Below are 22,806 nucleotides of genomic sequence, written 5' to 3'. Positions count from 1 at the left end.
ATCGTTCTCCGGCAAGGTTTTGCTGGACTCTAGAGTATTCGTCGCGCAGATTTAAATTCTGTTTTGGTATCCGGAACATGCATCAGATGAATGATCTGCGGCGCATCGACCTCAATCTACTGGTGATCCTCGACGCCTTGCTCAGCGAGCAACACGTGACCCGCGCTGCCGAGCGTCTGCACCTGAGTCAACCGGCGGTCAGCCATGCGTTGGCGCGTCTGCGTGACTTGCTCGGCGATCCGCTGCTGGTGCGTGCCGGTTCGGGGTTGGTCCCCACCGCGCGGGCGCTGGAGCTGGCGGCGCCACTGGCCGAAACCCTGGCCCAGGTGCAATCGCTGCTGGCGCCGAACACCTTCGATCCGGCCAGCGCCCGTCGGACGTTTCGCCTCGCGATGTCGGACTACGGCGCGGCGCTCATCCTGCCCGGGCTGATTCGCACCTTGCGCGCGGAAGCGCCTGGCATCGACCTGCAAATCAGCCACGCCAGCCGCGAAGGCATGGTCGAAGGCCTGCTTAACGGCGACATCGACCTTGCTGCCGGCGTGCTCCCTGAGTTGCCCGGCGAACTGCGCAGCACGCCGTTGTTCGAAGAGCGCTACGTCTGCCTCCTGGATCGTCAGAGCCTTACCGCTGGAGGTGTTCTCGACTTGCCAACCTATCTCTCCCGTCCCCATGTCTTGCTGGAAATGCGCGGCAGCGGCACCCCGGAAATCGAACGCACCCTGACCGCCCTGCGTGAACGCCGCCGCGTCGCCATCAGCCTGCCGCACTGGAGCGTTGCGCCGCGGTTCATCAGCGGCACGGATCTGATCCTGACCGTGGCTTCGCGAGCGTTGAATGAGGTGGATGACGAATCGCTGATCGTCCTGCCGCCACCGTTTGAAATTGCACCGTTCACGTTTGTCTCGGCGTGGCACAAGCGGCGGTGCGGGGATCAGGCGTTGAACTGGTTGAATCGGCGGATTGAGCAGGGGATAGTGCGCGGCTGAAAAACATCAAGGAGCGGGGCGTGACAGTGAAGTCTGGGGTCGTTGGTTGGGTGGCGCTGTGTGGGGCGTTGATGGCGGGGCAGGTGTTGGCTGATTGTGTGCCTGCGCCGGTGATCGGTGATCTGGATTTCTCCGTGTGCAAGCAGTGGCCGGCGTATCCGGGGTTGAACATCAGCGCGGATGCGAAATTTGAGCGCAGCTCCGTGCCGGGTGGCACCGACACGAGCGGCACTTATGATTTCAATTTATCGCTCATTAAAAGCGACCAAACGGAACCGGTTGCCACTTATCACCAAGCCTCCGCTTTCTTCTCGGGTGGGGTGGCATTGCGAGATCTCTCGCTCGATACCGCGCGCTACAAGCTCACCCCTGAGGTACGGGCGTTTGGCGTTCGCGTGCAATTCACCAATGCCTCTCGCCTCAACCCGCTTGAGGAAACGCACCTCTCTCTTTATGTGAGAGAGGGCGATAAGTTACGTCCCGTGCTCAGTCAATTAGTGGTTTATGAGTACGGCGGCGAATGGGACGGTGATTGCGCCGGCGAGCGATATGAGACGACCAGAACGGTAGAAATCGCCAAGACCAGCTCCCATGGTTATGCCGATCTGATCATCAAAACCAAGACGACAGGGACGACCAATGTCGTCGAAGGCGACACTTGTGAAGATAAGATCAGTGTCAGCAGCCCTGAACTGACAACCCTTCACTACGACGGAAAATCCTACGTCTTGCCTAAAGGTTTCAAAGCCACCGAGTGATACAGAACCAACGCGACTTAATTCAAGGAAGAACAATGTTTACCCCAACCCGACTTCTTATCGTCCTCGGCTTCCTGGCCGTAACCACTCAGGTCCACGCCGCCTGTGAGATCAAGAAATTCGACGGTCACTCCCTGTCACGCTGCAAAGTGTGGCCGGCCTTCCCGGACAAGGCGATCTCGGCAAAATCGACATTCGTGTCCGACTCCGAAGGTGATCACGACGGCGTTTTCGATCTTGAGTTGTCGCTCCTCAACGCCGCGAATGCCAAGCCTTTGGCGAGTTACGTCAAGCCTGGAGCCTATAACTCCGACGCGATCCGCTTCGATGACTTGAAGATCGATACCGCGCGATACCGCCTGGCGTCGGACGTTCGTGCCTTTGGCCTGCGTTCGGATTTCGCCGACCGTCTCTCAAGAGCCAACCCCTACGCGAAAACCGATTTGGCGCTGTATGTGCGCGAAGGCAGCAAGTTGCGACCGGTGCTGGAAGGTCTGGTCATTCGGAAAGAATTTGGCGAGGGTAGCGGGGAGTGCGAAACCAAGGACACGAAAATCCTCAGGACAGTGGAAATCGGCTCGTCCAGCCATAACGGGTTCGCTGATCTGATCGTCTCCTCAAGTGGTGTGGTGTACACCTCGACCCAGTCAGGCAAAGAGTGCGTTTCCAAAACCACCGACCTGACCAAAACCCAAATCACCCTGACCTACGACGGCAAGCAATACCTCATCCCCGAAGACCTCCGAGGTTACTGACCCGATGCTCACCGGCCTCAACCACCTGACCCTCGCCGTCACTGACCTGGACCGCAGCCTCTCGTTCTACCGTGACTTGCTGAAGCTGCGGGTCGAGGCCACTTGGGACGCCGGTGCCTATCTGTCGCTCCCGGGCCTGTGGTTGTGCCTGTCCCTCGATCCGAAGCGCCATCCCGAGCCCGCCGCCGACTACACCCACTACGCCTTCAGCATTGGCGCGGCGGATTTCCCGCTGTTCGTGCAACTGCTTCGCGCCGCCAACGTGCAGGAATGGCGCGACAACCTTAGCGAAGGCGCGTCGTTCTACTTCCTCGACCCGGACGGTCACAAGCTCGAAGCCCACGTCGGCGATCTGGCCTCGCGACTGGCCGCGTGTCGGCAAAAGCCCTACGCGGGCATGGGTTTTTTCAACGAGCCGTGATCATCCGTTAATCGCTGATATAGACTGGCGGCCACGTTTTCCGGGACTTGCAGGTTTTCCATGACTCCATCGTTGCTAATGGCCGTGCTGGCCTCGGGTTTCATTTACGGCATCACGCCGGGGCCGGGTGTGCTGGCGGTGTTCGGCATTGGCGCCGCGCGAGGACGACGGGCCGGGGCGGGGTTTCTGTGCGGGCACCTGCTGGGCGATGTGATCTGGTGCAGCACTGCGCTGATCGCGATTGTCGGCGCCCGGGAAATCGGCAGTACCGCGTTCGATGTGCTCGGTGTGCTCAGCGGCCTGTACCTGTTCTGGCTCGGCTGGCGTGCGGTGCGGGCCAAACGCAGTAACGGCGAGCAGCCCCAGGGCGCGGCGCGTCAACCGTTCTGGCACGGCATCCTGTTCGGCCTGACCAACCCCAAGGCCTACCCGGTGGCGGTGGCGACCTTCACTGCGTTGCTGTCGAGCCGCGCCGAACTGCTCAACTGGTCGATGCTGCCGATGCTGATCGCCTTGAGTTTCCTCGGCGGATTGCTCGCCTACGCTATCCTCATTGGCATCGTCGGGGCGCGCCAGGTGCGTACGTTGTACCAGCGTCATGAACTGGCGATCACCCGGTTGTGCGGGATCATGTTCATCGGTTTTGCCATCAACGCGCTGGTGCATGCGCTGCCAGGGCTGATACCGAACAAGGCTTGAAAACATTCGCTGGGATGCGAGGTCGAGGTCATGGATGGTTGAACAGTGCTGCATTGCCCGGACACCCACGCTGAACCATGGAAAGCCGAAATTCCGCGCCGTTGGCGAGTTACATCGATCTGCTGCTGGATGCCGTTTGCGCGGTCGACAAGCAAGGTCGCTTCGTTTTTGTCAGTGCGGCCTGCGAGCGGATTCTCGGCTACACGCCTGACGAACTGATCGGCCAGTCGATGATCGACTACGTCTACCCGGCCGACCGTGAGCGCACCCTGGCCGCCGCGAGCGACATCATGGGCGGCGAGCCCAAGCACAATTTCGAAAACCGCTACGTGCGCAAGGACGGCAGCGTCGTGCACATCCTGTGGTCGGCGCGCTGGTCGGAAGTCGATCAACTGCGCATCGCCGTGGCCCGGGACATCACCGAACGCAAACTCGCCGAATCCCGTCAGGCGGCGTTGTACGCGATCTCCGAAGCGGCGCACGCGGCGGAGGATCTGCTGGCGCTGTTCAAGCGCATCCACCTGATCATCGGCGAGTGGCTGCCGGCGCTGAACTTCTCCGTGGCGCTGTACGACGAACATTGCGCGCAGCTGAATTTTCCCTATCACGTCGACGATGACGAGTTGCAACCGGAACAACCCGGCACCGTCACCGGGCGTCTGTGTGCGGAAGTGATCCGCAGCCGTCAGCCTATCCTCCTGACCCCGGATTGCCCTCACGCGCCGCCGGAGTTCGCCGCGCTGGTGGCCGGCCAGCAATCGCCGTGCTGGCTGGGCGTGCCGCTGAGTTCGAAAGAACGCACCATCGGCGCGCTGATTGTCAAAAGCCTGGCCGGTGGCGAGCGCTACACCGAACGCGACAAGGAACTGCTGCAATACGTCTGCGCCCAGGTCGCCACCGCCATCGAACGCCAGCAATTGCACGCCCGCCTGCGGCGCATGGCGCAGTATGACCAACTGACCCAGTTGCCCAACCGCGAACTGCTGCGCGACCGGCTCAAGGCTGCGCTGAACCATGCGCGGGAACGGGCGGGGCACATGGCGCTGCTATACGTCGATCTGGATCGTTTCAAACAGGTCAACGACACCTTTGGCCATGGGGTCGGCGACATGCTGTTGCAGGCGGTGGCCAACCGGCTCAAGGGCTGCGTGCGCGAGACCGACACCGTGGCGCGGATCGGCGGCGACGAGTTCGTGGTGCTGTTGCACAGCGTCCACGCCGCCGACGATGCCGACAGCGTGGCGGAAAAAATCCGACAGGTACTGGTGCAACCCATGCGCCTGGACGGGCACAACCTGCACATCGAACCGAGCATCGGCGTGGCCCGTTATCCCGAGCATGGTGATGAGGAACAGCAACTGTTTCGTCACGCCGATCAAGTGATGTACGCCGCCAAACGGCAGAATCATAAAAGGCTGGACAGCTGATCGGCGGGTCACCGTTCGTCGCGGCGACGGCAACTTTTCTAAACCTTTGTCAGTCAGGAAATTCTCAATCTAGGCGGGCACCTGCTCGCTTACGGTCAATGCCAAGAGGTAGAGAATCATGCCTAACTCAAGAAACTCGAACTCGGGAAACTTCGCCAACGATCGAACCAAGGCGTCTGAAGCCGGTCGCAAAGGTGGGAAAACCACCACCACGACGGTCGATAAAGAGCCTAAAACCGACATGGGCCGCAAGCCTGCTCAGAAATCGAAGTAGTCGGCGAAGGTTGTTTTGATTGAGAGGCGGGGGCGCAAGCTCCCGCTTGAATCTGCACAGAAGGAGGGCGCGACCATGAGCCGGATGGCCACCCGAGTACGCCACATCAGTTTTGTCAGCCTGCTGGGGTTGTTCGCCAGCAGCGCGTTTGCCCAGTCGCCCGCCGACTTCATCAACGAAGCCTCGGCCAAAGGCATGGCCGACATCGAGGCCAGTCGTCTGGCGCACAGCAAGGCCGAGTCCAAAGAAGTCAAGGACTACACCATCCAGGTCATCAACGACCGCACCACCGCCAATCAGCATCTGGCGAAAATCGCCAAGAAACTGGACCTGCCGGTTGCACCCCGCGAAGAAGTCGCCGACAAGGCCAAGACTTTGATGCCGGAGGTCAAAGAGGGCGCCAGCTTCGATCAGGCCTACGCCGCCAGCCAGGTCAAAGCCACCGAAGAAGCCATTCAGCAGATCCAGCAGGAGGCTCAGACCACCGACGTGCCGGAGATCAAGGCGTTTGCCGACGAGACACTGCCAAAACTGCAGAGTCATCTGGAAATGGCCCGAGCCCTTCAGGCCAGTCGCTGAATCGGCAGCAATGAAAACGGCGCTTTTTTAGCGCCGTTTTTTTTGCCTGTCAGCATTCATTCAGATCCTGCTTCGGCTTGCTCTTGTCCCCCAGACCTTCCAGGTCAAACACCTCGTTCTCGCCCATCGCCCGGTAATGCCGACGCAGCGCTTCCAGCTGCTTGAGATCCAGCGACTCCAGCCCGAGCATCGCGTTCTGCGCCTCCTTGTTCACCCGCAGCAACTCATCGAGTTTCAAATGCAGGATGTCGGTGTCGCGGTTCTGGGTGTTCTGGATCAGGAACACCATCAGGAACGTGATGATCGTGGTCGAGGTGTTGATGATCAGTTGCCAGGTGTCGTTGTAATCGAAAATCGGCCCGCTCAACCCCCAGAGCCCGATCAGAATCAACGCCCCCATGAACGTCTTGGGGCTGCCGGCCCAGAGGGCGAGCGTCTGGGAGATCTTTGCGAATTTCATGGCTGTGTTCCTTGTGGGGGCGCTTGAAATTCAGACATCGGAGGGGGGCGGAAAATTCTACTTACAGAGACTTGCTGTCTTTGAAACTTGATTGTTCCAGGTCACGGTTTTGAACGCTTTTGGAAGTGGGAACTTTCTTTGTGTGGGTTTGCGTCTAGGATCAAATGGCAGTCAATTTGCCAGCATGCGAGTGCACGGATAGAAACCCAGTCAGAGGCCGCTCATGGAATTCTTCGAAAAGTTAACCAGTCTTGCCGCCAAAGTCCGGTTGCAGAGCGCTGCAATCCAGACAGAAGAGGCGACAAAAAACGCGTTTGTCATGCCCTTCATCAGTACTGTTCTGGGTTACGACGTATTCGACCCGACAGAGGTGACGCCGGAATTTGTTTGCGATATCGGCACGAAGAAGGGCGAAAAAATCGATTACGCCATCATGAAAGAGGGCGAAGTGCAGATCCTCATCGAGTGCAAGAAAATCGGCGAGCCACTGCACATCAATCACGCCTCGCAGCTGTTCCGTTATTTCCACGTAACCAGCGCTCGAATCTCCATCCTCACCAACGGCCAGGTCTACAAGTTCTTCACTGACCTGGATGCGCCGAACAAGATGGATGAAAAACCCTTCCTTGAACTGGACCTTCTGGACATTGATGAATATTCGGTGCCAGAACTTATCAAGCTCACCAAGTCTGCGTTCGACGTTGATTCGATCATCAACGCGGCGGGTGAGCTGAAGTACGTAAGCCAGATCAAAAAAGTTATCGCCTCGCAAGTCAGCAAGCCGGATGACGATTTCGTCAAAGTGTTTGCTTCGCGAGTCTACGACGGAGTCATTACGCAGAAGGTGCGGGATCAGTTTCACGAACTGACGAGAAAAGCGGTCGTTCAATTTCTCAATGACCAGATCAATGACCGCCTCAAGTCGGCCATGAGTGGTGCGATCCAGCCGGCGCTAGCGTCTATTCCGGCCGCGTCTGGAGGGACGGATCCGGTAGATCCCCGTGACGAATCCGACGATAAGGTTTTGACCACTCTGGAGGAACTGGAGGGGTATCACATTGTTCGTGCATTGGTTCGATCCGTGGTCGATGCCAAACGAATCGTTCAGCGCGATACACAGAGCTACTTTGGCATCCTGCTGGACGATAACAACCGAAAGCCGATTTGCCGCCTGCATTTCAACCGTTCGCAGAAGTACATTGGCATTTTCGACAAGGAGAAAAACGAAACTCGCCATCCCATTAATTCCGTGGATGATATCTACGAGTATTCAGATCAGTTGAAAAAGACCGTGGGCTATTACGACTAGTGTGAGACTTTCCAAAAAACCGGCCATCGGCCGGTTTTTTTATGCAAGCAAAGTCCACGAAAAAAGACGCTCGCCGCCGTCACGTCTTAAGTCGGATAGGGAATGCACAGGGAGTCGATGTATCGTAGGGAACCACTGCAAAAGTCCTTACAGGAGAACGCAATGACCTGGTCCGCCAAGCAATACGTCACTTTCGAAGATGAACGCACCCGCCCGGCCCGCGACTTGCTGGCGGCAATTCCCACGCCCGAGGCGCGTTCCGTGGTGGATATCGGGTGTGGTCCGGGCAACTCGACCGAGTTGTTGGTGGAGCGTTTTCCGGGCGCGAAAGTGCAGGGGCTCGACAGTTCGCCGGACATGATCGATGCCGCGCGCAAGCGTCTGCCGCAGTTGCAGTTCGCGGTGGCGGACATCGATAAATGGGCGGATGCGGGGCCATTCGATGTGATCTTCGCCAACGCCGTTTTGCAGTGGGTGCCGGATCACGCGACGTTGCTGCCGGCGCTGGCGGGCAAGTTGGCGCAGGGTGGCAGCCTGGCGATTCAGATGCCGGACAACCTCTACGAGCCGTCCCATCGGTTGATGCGCGAAGTGGCTGCCAACGGGTCGTGGGCCAGCAAACTGGCGGGCGCGGCGGGGCAGCGGACCGAGATGGCGGATGCCAGTGCCTATTTCTCGATGCTGCGGCCGCATTGCGCACGGGTCGATGTGTGGCGCACCACCTATCACCATCAGTTGGCGGGCGGGGCTTCAGGCGTTGTCGAGTGGTTCAAGGGCAGCGGTTTGATTCCGTTCCTCAGTCCGCTGACGGATGCGGAGCGGGCGGAGTATCTGGCGCACTATCTGGCGGAGGTTGCCAAGGCTTATCCGGCGCTGGCGGACGGTTCGGTGTTGTTGCCGTTTCCGCGGTTGTTCATCGTTGCCACACGTTGAAATGAAAAAGGGCCGATTGGATCGGCCCTTTCTTTTTTGCGGTCAGCGCTGTACGGCGACCAGCATCATCATCGGTCGCTCACGCTCTTCAGCTAGCGCTGGTTGGGCGGCCACTTCGGCATCGCTCGGGCCCCATTCATTGACGTGTTGAATCGTGAACCCGGCGTCGATCAGCGCGTTAAGCAGCGTGCCGACCGTACGATGCTGCTTGATCACACCGTCGGCCAGCCAGTTCGTAACTCGCTCGCCTTCCATCTGATAACTGTCCAGTGGCCAGCGCTTGTTGCCTTCGCTGTCGATCAGCCAGCCCGGATTGCGCGGCGCCATGAAGATCGGGTGCTCGATGGAAAACACAAAATGCGCACCGGGTTTAAGTGCCGAATGCAGGTTGGCAAACAGCCCTGAGAGATCCTTGATGTAGTGCAGCGCCAGCGAGCTGTAGGCCAGATCGTAAGTGCATGCAGGCAAGTCGAGGTGTTCCAGGTCGGCACGTTCGTAGCGGATGTTTGCGGCCGAGGTGGTTTCCTTCGCCCGCTCGAGCATTTTCTCCGAGACATCCAGCCCCAGCACTTGGGCAGCTCCGTGTTCGCTGGCCCAGCGGCAGAACCAGCCATAGCCGCAGCCCATATCCACCACTTGCAAACCGTGCAGGGAGGGCAACAAGGCTTTCAGCGCGGGCCATTCCGGCGCGGCATCGAGGCCGCCGATGGAGCGGTTCATCTGGCTGTAGCCCTGGAAAAATTCGGGGTCGTCGTAGATGTTCTGGGTCATGGATTTGCTGCTCTTTTGAATTTGATTTGGGTGGCTCGCAGGCCACGGTTTTGAATCCCTCGAAACGTGATGGCGCGTATTCGTCGATGGCCGCGCAGGGGGAGGGTGGTGGGCGATGGGGAAATGCTAGCGGGTCGTGGCGAGTGTGAGAACCGGGGGAGTGTTGGGGATCTGTAAACGCGGTTTTTCGATACGGGATGTTTAAAGAGTTGGCCCTGTTTACTGAACCTTCCCACAAGGTTTTCAGGTTGTCCGTCGGAAGTGCGGGCTCTAGCCTGTGAGGGTCGCTGATGAATCGGCGATCGGGATTGGAACCCCGGCGACTTCCCAAAAAAGCAAAAGCAGCTTTCATGACGTATGCTTGCCCGCCTTCATGGTGTGCACTCTGTTATGGCGGCTGTGCGCGAGAGACTTCGAGTCTGTCGGGCTTTTGGCTTTTTTCGCCCGGGTTCCAACTCGCGTACAGCTGCCACCTCTTCGATTGGAACCGAGTAGGTCAGCTCCACCCATCGACTAGAAAGAAGCCATTATGAAGAAGCCAACCCCGAATCCCCCCGAAGTCGAAACCGACCCAACATCCCCGTACGTCTCGATCGACTGCAGAAAACTCCACGACGCCGCCAACCGCGCCCTCGATCATTACCTCTGCCCCGGCGCCCATGTCATGGGCACGACCAACCAACCCGACCCGATGTACTTCGCCAACCCGGCCTACGACACCGAATCCTTGCTCGCTAACGCCAGCGAATCCCTTGGCTCGGCCTCCGAGATGCTCAACAACTTCGCCGCCACCCTCGACCCCACCCACCGTAGAACCGCGATAGGCATTGCGCAGTTGGTGATGCTGGGGGAATTGGCGGTGAATCAGGCGCTGGATCATGTTGAGGTGAAGGACTGAAATGCAGCTGTTCTGGCAGGCATAAAAAAACCGGTCATCGCGACCGGTTTTTTCATTTTGGCGCTTTGGCAGAGCAATCTCAGCGAAGTCGCTCGACGTTTTCATCGATTCGTTTCTGGATAGTCTGCAACGTGTCCTGAGTGATGACGCCGGGGTACATCGTTTCTGCCATGGTCGCGAACTGATCAGCCACCTCGCAAAATCGGTTGATGATGCCGTCGGCCGTTTCAGCCGATACTTCCGCTTCCTCTGCAAGGTCGAGCATGGCTTTTCGTCCGATCTCCAATGCTTCGCCCATAACGTCCATCTGGTGGTATCCGCCGGGACCCTCACAGAAGGTCACATCGTAGGCGGGCGCCAGCGTCCATTGGCCCGATTTAGACATGATGTAGGCGAAGTTCTTCGGGTGGTCATCGCGGTTGTTGAACGCGACGTTGAAGATTACACGCTCAAACGCGAGCGCTTTCTCTCGTACGTCATTGGTGCAGAGATGGGTCGCACGCAAGAAGTTGACGTAGTCCAGCGCACCGGCATTCTGGAAGTCGGCGGCAGTGAAGGCCGCGAGACTTTGCATCGGCACGCGTAAGTCGTCTTCGCGATCAAAGCGTCTGGTAGCAAACGCTGCCAGCCCGTTCGGCAGGCTGAAGTACTGAGTTTCAGGTGTCTTTATTCCACACATCCGCAAGCATTCGGCGTAGACCATTTCGATGGCACATACCTCGGGGTGCTCCTGCCGGGCGGGAAACTTGACCAGCCAGGCCTCGAAGTCTGATCTGGCTATGGTGGTAAAGATGCCTGTTCGCGGATCGCGATAGACCAAGGCTTTTGGTCTGGCACCCTGCGGAGATCCACCCACCAGCAACAGCTGTTGCAAGAACTCGCCACCCTCACCCTTGAGGACTTCCTGCACCTCGGCAGCCAGCAGATCAATGGAGACCTCAACTTGCGGCTCCAGCGCCTCGGGTGCCACCGGCTCGAATGACATTGCGCCCATGGCATTGTTGCCGATGTAAGCGAGGCGCTCGAGTGGGCCGATGCGTGCGGAATTAAGGCCGCGCCGCTTGAACAAGCGATCCATCAGCAGCATGCCCCAGCCATCCGGCAGCGCATCGTAGACCGGTCCAGGCAAACCCAATTGATGGAGCGGAAAGTCCCGCCGTAACTTGGGGCCTTCCAATGGAAGTCTGTACGCCGACAATTCCAGACCTCTGTTCTTTGCCTCGTCGCTGTACTCGAACACGATCAGTGGGCGACCGGTGATAGCCGTCGTGGAAACGAGCGTGCCCCACCGCCAGTGTTCACCCCAGCCATCGTAGTAGACGTCCACTTGTTCAAGCATTTCCTGATTTCCTTTTTATGCGCTGACGCCTGGAGCTGTCTTCGTAACGAAGGATGTCGTCCAGGCTGTCCAGTTTTGGCAAGAACAGGTCTTCGATTTCCTGGACGCGCCCCACAACCATGGCCACTCGGACTACGGTTTCGAAACTGACATTCCGCCCGGCTTCAAGGTTGGCCACCGTATTGGTGCCGACACCGGCGCGAGCAGCCACATCGGCTTGCGTCATCTGCAGGGCTATCCGCTCTGTGCGCAGGCGTTGGCAGAGCCGTTTGACGATCTCGCTTGGTTTGCTGAGGCTTAATTCCAGCATGGTGTGCCTTATGTCGCATAAAGGTCGGTTAATACCCAAAATTATAGAGTTAACCTTCATTGCGTCAAATCAGTTAACTCCATTTTGATATGGGTTAACTGCGATTAATGCTGATAAACCACAATTGTGCAGAATTAAATTGTCGGTGTTTAAACCGCTTCAGCTTGGCTTTACGTTGAGCACTCCATCGAAACCATTGCAATCGCATACCCTTGATCGTCTCTGGCCGAGAAGCAGCCGGGAAGAAATGCGGATATCTCCCTTGAAGCCGAACGCTTCGATAACAAGCGCTCACGACATGAGTGACTGACTGTCAGGAGCGTAAGCGCAGACGGGGGGAATTCAATCAACGTGTTGTTTCTGAATGGTTCAAAGCTGGCTTGCTCGCTACCAAATCCCGGACACAAAAAAACCGGCCATCAAGGCCGGTTTTTTCTGTTTGCGCATCCCCCGTCAAACCACGACGCAGGACATAAATTCGATTGGAGCGGGTGAAGGGAATCGAACCCTCGTTATCAGCTTGGGAAGCTGGAGTAATGCCATTATACGACACCCGCTCAGAGCGGCTGACTTTGTACCAGACTCGGCCACGGATTTGAAGTTTTCTTTGCGTGTGTCGAGTGGAAAAGCCTGAATCAGAGCCAGATCGGTCAATCGCGGGCAAGCGCTGCGGGCTGGAGGACGGCTGAATCTCAGCCTCGCAGGCTTGCTCGCGACGACACTGTTTCAAATGGCCAATGCATGGTGATCCTGGACAAACTGGTAACGCGTTCGGCTGGCCTGTTGCGCCGGTTTCAGGAAACCGAGCAGGGCGTTCTGGCTGTCCCGGCAGGCGGATTTGTGTTCCATGTCGAGGAAGTGCCCGGTGGCCTGCAGGGTGGTGAAGGTGCTCTGCGCGACGTGGTTGCCGAACAGGCGCGCATCTTCGGCGGCGGTGTATTCGTCCCATTCGCCGTTCAGGAACAGCACCGGTACGTTGATTTTCTTCGCCGCGTTCAAATAGCACTGACGATCGCTGTGCAACACGTCATTGATGTGAAAGTGCATCTGCCCGTATTCGTGCTCGGCCAGGCTGCTGACGTGGCGATAGTTGAAGCGCTTGAACAGCGACGGCAGGTGTTTGCCGATGGTGTCGTTGACGAGGTGCCCGACCCGATCGCCGTCGCGTTTGCCGAGGCATTCGACACCGCGTTCGAGGTAATCAAGCATGTGTGCATTGATCACCGGGGAGAACGAGCTGATCACGGCTTTTTCGATGCGCCGAGGCTGATGCGCGAGGGCGACCATGGTCGCGGCGCCACCCCAGGAGAACGACAGCACGTGTTCGGCCGCGAAGTGATCGATCAGCTCCAGCAGGATCAGACCTTCGACTTCTTTCGTCAGATGTTTCTCGTGGCGGTTGTGGACTTTCGACTTGCCCGCGTAGGGCTGGTCGTAGCAAACCACGTTGAATTGCGGGTGCAGATTTTTCACGGTCTGTGCAAACGACGCAGTCGTGGCCATCGAGCCGTTGACCAGGATGATGGTCTTTTCTGCGGCGTCTGCGCGATAGAACTCCGTGTAAACCCGATACTGACCCTGTATATCCAGCACAGCGATTTCTGGCCTCATGTCATAAGACTCCTGGCAAGCAAGCGGGTATGCGCGCAAATGAGATTGCACGAGCTTTGTGACAGGTAGGCATATGCCTGGAATTTTGTGGCCCATGTCGATCCGATACGGCAGGTCGACGGGTGTTGTTATTGGCGGGCAGTCTGTCGGCTGAGGCGCAACCCTGATGGGCTGTCTACCGACAAAAAGTTTCTTGGATGTTATGTGTGACTCATCGGTCACAATTTGGCCGACGACCTGATTCAAGCAGGGGGATCCGGATCGCGCAAGTGCCGTTGGTAAATTGTTCGACAACTTCTGCTGAGCGGTCGGCTGCTTAGAACAAATGAATCTCTTCGGTGCGCAAAGCGCGGTACTCGCCCGGTTTTAGCGCGTGATCCAGCGCCAGCGGGCCCATGGATTCGCGGTGCAGGCGCAGCACTTTGTTGTTGAAATGGCCGAACATGCGCTTCACCTGATGGTAACGACCTTCGACGATGCTCAACCGCGCCGTTCGCGGGCCGAGCACTTGCAGCTGCGCCGGTTGGGTGGTCAGGTCTTCGAAGGCGAAGTAGATCCCTTCAGCGAACTTGATCGCATATTCCGGGCCGATCTCCTGTTCGGTCTCGACGTAATAGACCTTCGGCAGTTTGGTCTGCGGCTGGGTCAGGCGCCGCGACCAGCTGCCGTCGTTGGTGATCAGCATCAGCCCGGTGGTGTTGAAATCCAGACGCCCGGCGATGTGCAGGTCATCCTTGTCCGGCTCGTGGATCAGGTCGAGCACGGTCGGATGTTCGGGGTCGCGGGTGGCGCTGACGCAGCCTTGCGGTTTGTACAGCATGAAGTAGCGTGCCGGTTTGCCGGGTTGCAGCACTTCGTCGTCGACCTCCACGCGGCTGAATTCCAGGACTTCGCTGTGGGGATCGCTGACGACTTTTCCGTCAATGCGCACGCGCTTTTCCACCAGCAACAGGCGAACCTGCTTGCGGTTGTAGCGGGGCAGGTTACTGAGGAAACGGTCGACGCGCATGATCAGGAATCGGCAGGAAGCGGGCCGCGCATCTTACGGGATCGACGGCCTGGCCGCTTGCAGTTGCGCCTCGACCTGAGCGCAGCGTGGGCACAGGCAGGACTTGTCACGCAGTTCCGCCGGCAGGGCTTCGAGCACTGCCGGATCGATGGAAACGCCGTAGCACCAGCAGGCACGGTCGGCGGTGCGCGGGTCGGCCAGGGTGCAGTCGTTGCGGGCGCCGCAGGCCGGGCAGAGGTCAGGTGTGTTCTTGGTGTCAGGCATAGGTCGAGTGAGGCATTTCCACGCAGGTGCGGTTACGGCCGGTCTGTTTGGCCCGGTACATCGCATGATCGGCCCGGGACAGCAGACTGTGCAAGGTGTCATCCGGTTGCAGGGTGGTGGCGCCGATGCTGACCGTCAGATTCAGGGTGTGACCGTTGTAGGCATATTCATGCTGTTCGACGTGCTGGCGGATCTTCTCGGCAATCTTCTGACCGGTCTCGCCGTCGGTGTCCTTCAGCAGCACGATAAATTCCTCACCGCCCCAACGGCAGACAATGTCGGAATGCCGCAGACAACTTTGCAGGTCCCTGGCGAAACCGATCAGCACCTGATCGCCGGCCATGTGCCCGTAAGTGTCGTTCAAGGCCTTGAAGTGATCCAGATCCAGCAGCAGCGCGGTCAGCGGTTTCGGCTCACGGTGCGCTTCGTGCAGCGCTTGCACGGCGAGCAGGTCGAAGCCGCGGCGGTTGGGCAGTTCGGTGAGGCTGTCGAGGGTGGCCTGAGCGTGGATCTTGTCCTGATAGCGCTTGATCAATCGATTGACCAGCGCCAGCACGATCAGCGTCACCAGCAGGCAGATCAGCAGGTTGAGATAGAGCGACTGGCGGATTTCACTCAGCGCGCCGTCTTCGCGTTTGTCGACGAACAAGTACCAGTTCAGCTCTGGAATAAACCGCACGTTGAGGAAATGTCCCTGGCCGTGGGTGGAATATTCGTAGCTGCCGCTGTGGGGTTTGGGCAGCTGGCTGACCAGGCTTTTCATGCTGTCGAGGTCGGTCAGGCTTTTCCCGACCCGCGCCCCTTCCGGCCCGCCCTCGGCGCCGGTCAGCACCAGTCGGCCGAAGGTGTCGACGAAGTACACACTGCGTTGATAGCGCTGCTGATACTTGTCGATCAGCTTGATCACCGCGTCCACCGTCAGCCCCACGCCAGCGGCGCCGATGAAGCGATTGTTGTAGTCGTAGACCTTGTAGTTGATGAAGAAGGTCATGTTGTCTTTGTTGGCCAGGTCCGGGTCGACATTGATCTCGTATGGATCCTTCATGTCGCGCACGCGGAAGTACCAGGCGTCACGCGGTTCGTCGACTTTCACCTGCTTTAGCACGCCCTTGGCGTGGTAGTAGGTGTGGGTACTGTTGGAGACGAAAAACGCGGTGTAGGCGCCGTAGTGGGTCATGACCTCGTCGAGGTAGCGGGTCATCTGGTCGCTGTCTTTCTCGCCGTTCACCACCCAGTCGCGCATGAAGGTGTCGCGGGACATCATCGAAGAAATAAGGATCGGTCTGACCAGGTCTTTCTGGATTTCCGAATAGACCGTGTCGGAGGTTAGCGGCAGTTCGGTGTTGACGATGTTGTCGCGGATCGACGCCCGCGAGGCGTAGTAGCTGAGCAGTGAAGTGGCGAGGAAACCTGCGCCGAGCAGGGCGACGAGGGTCAGTACCAGCGAACGTTGGGAGTGAAACGCAGATCTGAGCGGCATTGGCAATTCCGTTGACAGTGACCCGATGGGCAGCATTCTAGTGGCACGGCGGGGAAAAGACTGCGGGATTTGTGCCTGAAATGCGGGGGGATCAGCCGGGCAGGGGTGTCTGGAGAATGGCTCACTCATCCAGCCCCCTCCCGGAACGAGAGGGGGCCGCTGTTCGGATCAGTTTGCGGTTTGCAGATACGCTCGCCACCCACCCAAATGGCTGATGTCGGTTGCACCTTCCAGGCCGTAGGGTTCGCAGATGAATCCGCTTTCCCAGCGGCCATCCGCCAGTTGTACCTTGCCCAGACCCAGCGGCGCCGGGATGCCGGTCAGGAACGAGCCCAGTTCACTGCTCGGTAACTCCCAGACTTCCACTGCGATGGCCACGCCGCCTTCGGCCACGCGCAGCATGCCCGGGCGCAACGGCGGGCCGCCGGCCAGGGCATAGAGTTTGTAGTTCTTCGAGCTGTAGGTGGCCTCGATCAGGCGTGCGCCGCGTTGCCGCAACTGCCAGTTCAGGGCCAGTCCGTCCAGATGCGCACCGCAGACCACCAGTCGTGCACGGTCATGGCGCGCCGGGTTGTTCGGCGTCGGCAGCGCGGGATCCTGCTGGCGCTGCAAGGCATCGGCCACGCCCAGCAGATACTGATCGGTGAACGCCCGGCCAAACAGCGTTACACCCCACGGCAGCCCGTTGGCCATGAAACCGCTGGGCACGGCGACGGCAGCGTAATCGAGCAGGTTCATGAAGTTGGTGTAGTAGCCCAGTTCGGAATTGCGCAGCACCGGTTCGGCGTCGAGTTCCGCCAGCGTCACCGGACGACCGATGGTGGGCGTGAGCACGCAGTCGAGTCCTTCCAGTGCTTTATCGCAAACGGCTTTCAGCGCTTGCAGGCGATATTGCGCGCGGAACGTCTGCACGCCGCTGACGGCCGGTGCTTTGGCCAGCACCGCGCGGATCACCGGCAGCACTGCTTCGGGATTTTCTTCCATCAACTCGCCGGCCACGCTGTAGCGCTCGGCCACCCACGGCCCTTCATAGAGCAACCGCGCCGCTTCGAGGAACGGCGACAGGTCCAGTTCGACCGCTTCACCGCCCAGAGCTTTCAGACGGTCGATGGCATCGCCGAACAGCCGCGGGCCTTCCTCACAGCCGAAAAGCGCCAGGTCTTGCGCACGCGGTACACCGAAGCGAAACGGCCGTGGCGCGCCGAACGCGGTGCCGTCGTTCCATGACGGATTGCTGCGGCTGTATTCGTCCCTCGGATCGAGGCGCGCGGTCAGCGCCAGCAGCTGACTGGCTTCCCGCGCCGTTGCGGTGAACGTGGTGACGCAATCGAGCGTGCGACAGGCCGGCAGCACCCCGGCGGTGGAAATCAGCCCTTTGCTGGCCTTCAGCCCCACCAGATTGTTCAATGCCGCTGGCACCCGGCCGGAGCCGGCAGTGTCGGTGCCCAACGCGAAACTGGCCACGCCGAGCGCCACGGCCAGCGACGAACCGGCGCTGGAACCGCCCGACGGATACTCCGGCAACACGCTGTTCGGGCAAGCGCCATAGGGCGAACGGCTGCCGTTGAGACCGGTGGCGAACTGGTCGAGGTTGGTCTTGCCCAGCGGAATCGCGCCCAGCGCCAGCAGCTGCTCGACGATGGTCGCCGAACGTTCCGGTACGTAGGCGAACGCCGGGCATGCAGCGGTGGTCGGGACACCGGCCAGATCAATGTTGTCCTTGATCGCAAACGGCACGCCATACAACGGCAGGTTGTCGAGATCGCGACCGTCAAGGGCGGCCAGATACGGTTCCAGTTCTTCGGCGCTGAGCAGATGGATGAACAGGTGATAGTCCGGGTTAAGCGCTGCGGCTTTTTCCCGCAACGCCAACAGCAATTGGCGGGGTGTGGTGTCGCCATTGCGGTAGGCCTGGCGCAGGGCATCGAGTTGCAGATTCATGGGTTGATCCTTTGGCAAATGGTTTCAGTCGAGTTCCAGCACCACGACCCGTTGTCCGGCACGCACCGCCGATCCCGGCTGCACGCGAATGTCCTGCACCACCCCGGCCATGGGCGCGAGCACGGGGATTTCCATCTTCATCGACTCCAGAATCACCAGCACATCACCGGCCGCCACGCGGCTGCCGACCTCGACCTGCACCTGCCAGAGGTTGCCTGCAATGTGGCTGTCGATACTCTGCTGGCCGCTGGTCAGCGGTGTGTCTTCGCTGCTGTCCGGCACGGCTTCTTCGCTGTCGAAGTGCGCCTGGCCGCTGGCGATCCAGCGTTCGCGCTCCGCCTGGAAGGCACCCTGTTGCTGCGTTCGGAAGGCGTCGATGGTCTCGGCTTCGCGTTGCAGAAAGGCCTGGTAGTCGGCGAGGTTGAGCTGGCTATGTTCGATGTTCAGGTCGAAGCGGCCGAGGGGAAAATCCCGGCGGATGCGCAGCAGTTCTTCGGCGCTGACCGGGTAGAAACGAATCTGATCGAAAAACCGCAGCAGCCACGGTTTGCCGTCGAACGCTGCGACCTCGCGATAGCGGTTCCACATCTGCAAGGTGCGCCCGACGAACTGATAACCGCCCGGGCCTTCCATGCCGTAGACGCACATGTAGGCGCCGCCGATGCCCACCGAGTTCTCGGCGGTCCAGGTGCGTGCCGGGTTGTATTTGGTGGTCACCAGCCGATGGCGCGGGTCGAGCGGGGTGGCGACCGGCGCACCGAGGTAGACGTCACCCAGGCCCATCACCAGATAGCTGGCATCGAACACCGTGCGCTGCACCTCGTCGAGATTCGGCAGGTCGTTGATGCGGCGGATGAACTCCAGATTGCTCGGGCACCACGGCGCGTCCTTGCGCACGGTGGTCATGTATTTCTCGATCGCCAACTGGCAGGCCGGATCGTCCCAGGACAGCGGCAGATGGACGATGCGCGACGGTACTTGCAAGTCCTGGGCGGCGCACACCGCATCCCATTCACCGGCGACGATGCCGAGCAGATCGGCCAGCGGCAATTGTTCGGGCTGGTAGTGGATCTGCAAAGAACGAATGCCCGGTGTCAGGTCGATCACGCCGTGCAGGTTTTTGCCTTCCAGCGCCTGCATCAGGGCATGGGCGCGAAAGCGCAGGACCAGATCCAGTTCCGGCGCGCCGATTTCCAGCAGCAGATGGGTATCGCCGGACACACGGCCGACCAGCCGCTTGTCTTCCTGACCCAATTCCAGAACCACAGGCGCAACCAGGGCCTGTGGGAGCTGGCTTGCCAGCGATGAAGTTGACGCGGTGTCTGCTCGGGCCCCATCGCTGGCAAGCCAGCTCCCACAGGTGTCCCATTTGAGGGCGAGATCGCGTGCGGTCTTGAGATCGACGGGCACGAACTGCACTTTGTCCCCGGCCTTGAGCTGCCCGAGCTGCCAGAGATCGGCCTCGATCACCGTCACCGGGCACACGAAACCGCCAAGGCTCGGGCCGTCCGGGCCGAGGATCACCGGCATGTCGCCGGTGAAGTCCACGGCGCCGATGGCGTAGGGATTGTCGTGGATGTTCGACGGATGCAGCCCGGCCTCGCCGCCGTCGGCGCGCACCCACTCTGGCTTCGGCCCGATCAGGCGCACGCCGGTGCGGCTGGAGTTGAAATGCACTTCCCATTGCGTGGCGAAAAAGGTGCCGATGTAGTTTTCAGTGAAGTATTCAGGCGCGCCATGAGGGCCGTAGATAACGCGGATCCGGCGCACGGCAGGTAATTCGCTGACGTGATGGGGTGCCAGGGTCTGCCCGGCGCTTCGGTCGCTCAGTGGGGCCAGGTGCAACACGTCCCCGGCACGCAGGGCTCGCCCGCCATGACCGCCGAACTGACCGAGGGTGAAGGTGCTTTTGCTGCCCAGATAGTCCGGCACCTGCAGGCCGCCGCGCAGGCACAGGTAGCTGCGGGCGCCGGCGTCGAGCAAACCGCCGAGATGTAACTGGCTGCCCGCTTCAATCAACAGCGCGGTGTTCATCGGCACCGCTTCGCCGTCGAGGGTCAGCGCCAACGGTGCTCCGGTCACCGCTACCACCGCGTCGCAATTGAAGCGCAGCAGCGGCCCGTTCATGGTGATTTCCAGTGCCGCCGCGCCTTCGGCATTGCCCAGCAAGCGATTGCCCAGGCGCAACGCGCGGCTGTCCATCGGCCCCGAAGGTGGCACGCCGACTGCCCAGTAACCGAGGCGACCGGGGTAGTCCTGGACGCTGGTCTGGGTGCCGGCGCTCAGCACTTCAAACGTGTTGGCCCGGTACACCAGGCCTTCCAGGCAACGGGTCCAGGGCTGACCGCTGGCGAACGGTGTATCGAGCAGAATCTGCCGCAGGTAATCGCGGTTGGTTTCCACGCCGTACAGCAGGCTGTCGCCGAGGGCCTGGTGCAGTTCGGCGCGGGCCTGTTCGCGGGTTGGCGCCCAACTGATGACTTTGGCGATCATCGGATCGAAGTAGGGCGGGATCTCGCAGCCAGCCTCGACCCAGGTGTCGATGCGCAGTTGAATACCGTTGGCCGCAGGAAATTCCACAGCGGTCAGCAGCCCTGGGCTCGGCTGGAAATCGCGCCCCGGATCCTCCGCGTACAGTCGCGCCTGAATCGCGTGGCCGTCCGGTTTCAGGCCCTCAAACAATGTGCTCAGCGGCGGCAGATCTCCCGCCGCCAGTTCAATCATCCAGCGCACCAGATCAACGCCCCACACCTGTTCGGTGACGCCGTGCTCAACCTGCAACCGGGTGTTCACTTCCAGAAAATAGAAGCGCTGCGCATCGCTGTCGAAAACGAATTCGACGGTGCCGGCGCTGCGGTAATTCACTGCTTTGGCCAGTTTGATCGCCGCCGCACACAGCTCATCCGCCATGCCGTCGGGCAGGTTCGGTGCCGGGGTTTCCTCAAGGACTTTCTGATTGCGCCGCTGCACCGAACAGTCGCGCACGCCGAGGGCGATCACTTCGCCATGGCCGTCGCCGAACACCTGGACTTCCAGATGCCGCGCACGCTGGATGTACTTCTCGATGAACACCCCGGCGTCGCTGAAATTGTTCTGGCCGAGACGCTTCACCGCCTCGAACGACTCGCTCAGTTCGCTGGCGTTACGGCACACGCGCATGCCGATGCCACCGCCCCCAGCGGTGCTTTTGAGCATCACCGGATAACCGACCTGCGCGCCGGCAATCAGCGCGGCGTCGAGGCTGTCGAGCAGTTCGGTGCCTTCGAGCATCGGCACGCCGTGCTGTTTGGCTAGGGCCCGTGCAGTGTGCTTGAGGCCGAACACCCGCAGTTGTTCCGGTGTCGGGCCGATGAAGGCAATGCCGTGGTTGGCGCAGGCTTCGGCGAACGCGGCGTTTTCCGAGAGGAACCCGTAGCCGGGGTGGATCGCGGTGGCGCCGCTGGCTTTGGCGATGGCAAGGATTTTTTCGACGGCCAGATAAGTGCCGGCCGCTGCGCCTTCACCGAGGCTGTGGGCTTCGTCCGCTTGCAGGATGTGCAGGCTGGCGGCATCGGCTTCGGAGTACACCGCGACGCCTTCAACGTGCAGTTCACGCAAGGTGCGCAGGATGCGGCAGGCAATCGCGCCACGGTTGGCAATCAGGACTTTTTTGAACATGGCAAAACCCCTGAAGGGGATGCGGGCCGTCCCGCAGTTCTTCGATGAGCGCCGGGGTCGTCCCCGACGGCAAAATCACAATTCGAAAGTCACCATTGACCTTGTGGGAGCGGGCTTGCCCGCGATGGCGGTGTGTCAGTCATCATCAATGTTGGCTGTGCCGACGCCATCGCTGGCAAGCCAGCTCCCACAGGGTTCAGGGGTGTTTTGGGGATTTCAGACACTGGCCGGAACGGGACTGGCACAGGGCGAAAAGCCAACGGCGCAGGCGGACGAATGTCAGTTCCATACCAGTAGCTCCGCAGGCGTCGGGTTGTAGGCGTTGCACGGGTTGTTCAGTTGTGGGCAATTGGAGATCAGCACGATCACGTCCATCTCGGCGCGCAGGTCGACGTACTTGCCCGGCGCGGAGATCCCGTCCTCGAAGGTCAGGCCGCCGTCGGCGGTCACCGGTACGTTCATGAAGAAATTGATGTTCGGCCCGATATCACCTTTGCTCAGGCGCCCGTCGTGGGCGCAGGCACGCAGGTAATTGTCGCGGCAGCTGTGCATGTAGCGTTTTTCCAGGGCGTAGCGCACGGTGTTGCTCTCTTGCGCGCAGGCGCCGCCGAGGGTGTCGTGGCGGCCGCAGGTGTCGGCGATGATGGTCAGCATCGGTTTGCCGAGGTTGGAATACAAAACGCTGCCGGTGCTCAGGTACACGCTGTTCTGGCGGCGCAATGTGCGTTGCACGTCGTAGCGTTCACGGGGATTGGCGAGGCTGTAGAACAGCGTATCGACCGCCTGATTGCCTTCCAGGTCGAGGATGCGCAGGGTCTGGCCGGCCTTGACCTCCATCAGCCAGGGTTCGCCGGCGGGAATGGTGGCGCGGTACACCGCAGTGTCGGGTTGTTTCTGCGAAGTGGCGATAGCAACTGACATG

At 60.1% G+C, this 22,806-nt stretch carries 22 protein-coding genes and 1 tRNA gene; 11 read left to right on the top strand and 12 right to left on the bottom strand.

Translation table 11 applies throughout. The features are described from left to right. The first annotated feature begins 77 nt into the window (after positions 1–77). The 8 genes from AWU82_RS20435 (at position 78) to AWU82_RS20400 (ending at position 5,902) form a co-directional block, all read left to right on the top strand. Positions 78–989 (top strand): LysR family transcriptional regulator, encoded by a 912-nt coding sequence (locus AWU82_RS20435; RefSeq protein ID WP_190241491.1) that lies wholly within the window; start codon positions 78–80, stop codon positions 987–989. Positions 990–1,009: 20 nt separating this feature from the next. Further along, complete coding sequence (locus tag AWU82_RS20430) at positions 1,010–1,747, top strand: PA3715 family protein (RefSeq protein ID WP_064383032.1); 738 nt, start codon at positions 1,010–1,012, stop codon at positions 1,745–1,747. Positions 1,748–1,782: 35 nt separating this feature from the next. Further along, the gene (locus tag AWU82_RS20425; RefSeq protein ID WP_064383034.1) at positions 1,783–2,502 is read left to right on the top strand and encodes a PA3715 family protein; all 720 of its coding nucleotides are present in this window, start codon (positions 1,783–1,785) and stop codon (positions 2,500–2,502) included. A 4-nt stretch (positions 2,503–2,506) separates the two neighbouring features. After that, positions 2,507–2,923, top strand: coding sequence for a fosfomycin resistance glutathione transferase (gene fos, locus AWU82_RS20420; protein ID WP_064383036.1), 417 nt, complete (start codon positions 2,507–2,509; stop codon positions 2,921–2,923). A gap of 60 nt (positions 2,924–2,983) precedes the next feature. Then, positions 2,984–3,622: a LysE family translocator gene (locus tag AWU82_RS20415; RefSeq protein ID WP_011332867.1), complete on the top strand. Its 639-nt coding sequence runs from the start codon at positions 2,984–2,986 to the stop codon at positions 3,620–3,622. 77 nt (positions 3,623–3,699) lie between these two features. Continuing rightward, a complete protein-coding gene (locus tag AWU82_RS20410; RefSeq protein WP_064383039.1) occupies positions 3,700–5,049 on the top strand; it encodes a sensor domain-containing protein in 1,350 nt (449 codons plus the stop codon). A 118-nt stretch (positions 5,050–5,167) separates the two neighbouring features. After that, a complete protein-coding gene (locus tag AWU82_RS20405) occupies positions 5,168–5,323 on the top strand; it encodes a KGG domain-containing protein (RefSeq protein ID WP_077045875.1) in 156 nt (51 codons plus the stop codon). 75 nt (positions 5,324–5,398) lie between these two features. Beyond that, a complete protein-coding gene (locus tag AWU82_RS20400) occupies positions 5,399–5,902 on the top strand; it encodes a DUF4142 domain-containing protein (RefSeq protein ID WP_064383040.1) in 504 nt (167 codons plus the stop codon). Between the two features lie 49 nt (positions 5,903–5,951). Here AWU82_RS20400 and AWU82_RS20395 read toward each other — a convergent pair whose 3' ends face one another. Then, complete coding sequence (locus AWU82_RS20395; RefSeq protein ID WP_011332870.1) at positions 5,952–6,362, bottom strand: low affinity iron permease family protein; 411 nt, start codon at positions 6,360–6,362, stop codon at positions 5,952–5,954. Positions 6,363–6,585: 223 nt separating this feature from the next. Between AWU82_RS20395 and AWU82_RS20390 the strand changes: the two genes are divergently transcribed. Further along, positions 6,586–7,671: a type I restriction endonuclease gene (locus AWU82_RS20390; RefSeq protein WP_064383042.1), complete on the top strand. Its 1,086-nt coding sequence runs from the start codon at positions 6,586–6,588 to the stop codon at positions 7,669–7,671. Positions 7,672–7,833: 162 nt separating this feature from the next. Beyond that, the gene (tam, locus tag AWU82_RS20385) at positions 7,834–8,604 is read left to right on the top strand and encodes a trans-aconitate 2-methyltransferase (RefSeq protein WP_064383044.1); all 771 of its coding nucleotides are present in this window, start codon (positions 7,834–7,836) and stop codon (positions 8,602–8,604) included. A 42-nt stretch (positions 8,605–8,646) separates the two neighbouring features. Here the strand turns inward: tam and AWU82_RS20380 are convergent, their stop codons facing one another. Beyond that, complete coding sequence (locus AWU82_RS20380) at positions 8,647–9,375, bottom strand: class I SAM-dependent methyltransferase (RefSeq protein WP_064383047.1); 729 nt, start codon at positions 9,373–9,375, stop codon at positions 8,647–8,649. Positions 9,376–9,904: 529 nt separating this feature from the next. Between AWU82_RS20380 and AWU82_RS20375 the strand changes: the two genes are divergently transcribed. Continuing rightward, positions 9,905–10,273 (top strand): DUF6124 family protein, encoded by a 369-nt coding sequence (locus AWU82_RS20375; protein ID WP_064383049.1) that lies wholly within the window; start codon positions 9,905–9,907, stop codon positions 10,271–10,273. 79 nt (positions 10,274–10,352) lie between these two features. Here AWU82_RS20375 and AWU82_RS20370 read toward each other — a convergent pair whose 3' ends face one another. From AWU82_RS20370 to AWU82_RS20325, 10 genes are all read right to left on the bottom strand, one after another. Next, a complete protein-coding gene (locus AWU82_RS20370; RefSeq protein WP_064383051.1) occupies positions 10,353–11,612 on the bottom strand; it encodes a type II toxin-antitoxin system HipA family toxin in 1,260 nt (419 codons plus the stop codon). Continuing rightward, on the bottom strand, positions 11,605–11,922 hold the full coding sequence (locus tag AWU82_RS20365; protein WP_064384151.1) for a helix-turn-helix transcriptional regulator: 318 nt from the start codon (positions 11,920–11,922) through the stop codon (positions 11,605–11,607). Before AWU82_RS20365 ends, AWU82_RS20370 begins: the two co-directional genes overlap by 8 nt. Positions 11,923–12,405: 483 nt before the next feature. After that, positions 12,406–12,479: transfer RNA gene (locus tag AWU82_RS20360), tRNA-Gly, on the bottom strand. 169 nt (positions 12,480–12,648) lie between these two features. Continuing rightward, entirely contained in the window at positions 12,649–13,533 is an 885-nt protein-coding gene (locus tag AWU82_RS20355; RefSeq protein ID WP_011332879.1) for an alpha/beta fold hydrolase, read from the bottom strand. Between the two features lie 316 nt (positions 13,534–13,849). Then, on the bottom strand, positions 13,850–14,542 hold the full coding sequence (locus tag AWU82_RS20350) for a pseudouridine synthase (protein WP_064383054.1): 693 nt from the start codon (positions 14,540–14,542) through the stop codon (positions 13,850–13,852). 33 nt (positions 14,543–14,575) lie between these two features. Further along, on the bottom strand, positions 14,576–14,806 hold the full coding sequence (locus AWU82_RS20345) for a cysteine-rich CWC family protein (protein ID WP_064383056.1): 231 nt from the start codon (positions 14,804–14,806) through the stop codon (positions 14,576–14,578). Next, positions 14,799–16,286 (bottom strand): sensor domain-containing diguanylate cyclase, encoded by a 1,488-nt coding sequence (locus tag AWU82_RS20340; protein WP_064383058.1) that lies wholly within the window; start codon positions 16,284–16,286, stop codon positions 14,799–14,801. The genes AWU82_RS20345 and AWU82_RS20340 overlap by 8 nt, the downstream gene beginning before the upstream one ends. Positions 16,287–16,454: 168 nt before the next feature. Further along, positions 16,455–18,227: an allophanate hydrolase gene (gene atzF, locus AWU82_RS20335; protein ID WP_064383060.1), complete on the bottom strand. Its 1,773-nt coding sequence runs from the start codon at positions 18,225–18,227 to the stop codon at positions 16,455–16,457. Between the two features lie 24 nt (positions 18,228–18,251). Then, on the bottom strand, positions 18,252–21,884 hold the full coding sequence (gene uca / locus AWU82_RS20330) for an urea carboxylase (RefSeq protein WP_064383063.1): 3,633 nt from the start codon (positions 21,882–21,884) through the stop codon (positions 18,252–18,254). Between the two features lie 279 nt (positions 21,885–22,163). Further along, the gene (locus AWU82_RS20325; RefSeq protein WP_064383065.1) at positions 22,164–22,805 is read right to left on the bottom strand and encodes an urea amidolyase associated protein UAAP2; all 642 of its coding nucleotides are present in this window, start codon (positions 22,803–22,805) and stop codon (positions 22,164–22,166) included. Position 22,806 lies beyond the last annotated feature (1 nt).

It is taken from the genome of Pseudomonas glycinae (genome assembly GCF_001594225.2).
Taxonomy (GTDB): domain Bacteria; phylum Pseudomonadota; class Gammaproteobacteria; order Pseudomonadales; family Pseudomonadaceae; genus Aquipseudomonas; species Aquipseudomonas glycinae.
Note: the sequence above shows the minus strand (reverse complement) of the source record. Positions and strands in the feature narration are given on the sequence as shown.

Bases quoted from the DNA above. Each gene is read 5' to 3' on its own strand.
- AWU82_RS20435 (WP_190241491.1), top strand. From the start codon at position 78: ATGCATCAGATGAATGATCTGCGGCGCATCGACCTCAATCTACTGGTG.
- AWU82_RS20425 (WP_064383034.1), top strand. From the start codon at position 1,783: ATGTTTACCCCAACCCGACTTCTTATCGTCCTCGGCTTCCTGGCCGTA.
- fos (WP_064383036.1), top strand. From the start codon at position 2,507: ATGCTCACCGGCCTCAACCACCTGACCCTCGCCGTCACTGACCTGGAC.
- AWU82_RS20415 (WP_011332867.1), top strand. From the start codon at position 2,984: ATGACTCCATCGTTGCTAATGGCCGTGCTGGCCTCGGGTTTCATTTAC.
- AWU82_RS20410 (WP_064383039.1), top strand. From the start codon at position 3,700: ATGGAAAGCCGAAATTCCGCGCCGTTGGCGAGTTACATCGATCTGCTG.
- AWU82_RS20405 (WP_077045875.1), top strand. From the start codon at position 5,168: ATGCCTAACTCAAGAAACTCGAACTCGGGAAACTTCGCCAACGATCGA.
- AWU82_RS20400 (WP_064383040.1), top strand. From the start codon at position 5,399: ATGAGCCGGATGGCCACCCGAGTACGCCACATCAGTTTTGTCAGCCTG.
- AWU82_RS20395 (WP_011332870.1), bottom strand. From the start codon at position 6,362: ATGAAATTCGCAAAGATCTCCCAGACGCTCGCCCTCTGGGCCGGCAGC.
- AWU82_RS20390 (WP_064383042.1), top strand. From the start codon at position 6,586: ATGGAATTCTTCGAAAAGTTAACCAGTCTTGCCGCCAAAGTCCGGTTG.
- tam (WP_064383044.1), top strand. From the start codon at position 7,834: ATGACCTGGTCCGCCAAGCAATACGTCACTTTCGAAGATGAACGCACC.
- AWU82_RS20380 (WP_064383047.1), bottom strand. From the start codon at position 9,375: ATGACCCAGAACATCTACGACGACCCCGAATTTTTCCAGGGCTACAGC.
- AWU82_RS20375 (WP_064383049.1), top strand. From the start codon at position 9,905: ATGAAGAAGCCAACCCCGAATCCCCCCGAAGTCGAAACCGACCCAACA.
- AWU82_RS20370 (WP_064383051.1), bottom strand. From the start codon at position 11,612: ATGCTTGAACAAGTGGACGTCTACTACGATGGCTGGGGTGAACACTGG.
- AWU82_RS20365 (WP_064384151.1), bottom strand. From the start codon at position 11,922: ATGCTGGAATTAAGCCTCAGCAAACCAAGCGAGATCGTCAAACGGCTC.
- AWU82_RS20355 (WP_011332879.1), bottom strand. From the start codon at position 13,533: ATGAGGCCAGAAATCGCTGTGCTGGATATACAGGGTCAGTATCGGGTT.
- AWU82_RS20350 (WP_064383054.1), bottom strand. From the start codon at position 14,542: ATGCGCGTCGACCGTTTCCTCAGTAACCTGCCCCGCTACAACCGCAAG.
- AWU82_RS20345 (WP_064383056.1), bottom strand. From the start codon at position 14,806: ATGCCTGACACCAAGAACACACCTGACCTCTGCCCGGCCTGCGGCGCC.
- AWU82_RS20340 (WP_064383058.1), bottom strand. From the start codon at position 16,286: ATGCCGCTCAGATCTGCGTTTCACTCCCAACGTTCGCTGGTACTGACC.
- atzF (WP_064383060.1), bottom strand. From the start codon at position 18,227: ATGAATCTGCAACTCGATGCCCTGCGCCAGGCCTACCGCAATGGCGAC.
- uca (WP_064383063.1), bottom strand. From the start codon at position 21,884: ATGTTCAAAAAAGTCCTGATTGCCAACCGTGGCGCGATTGCCTGCCGC.
- AWU82_RS20325 (WP_064383065.1), bottom strand. From the start codon at position 22,805: ATGTCAGTTGCTATCGCCACTTCGCAGAAACAACCCGACACTGCGGTG.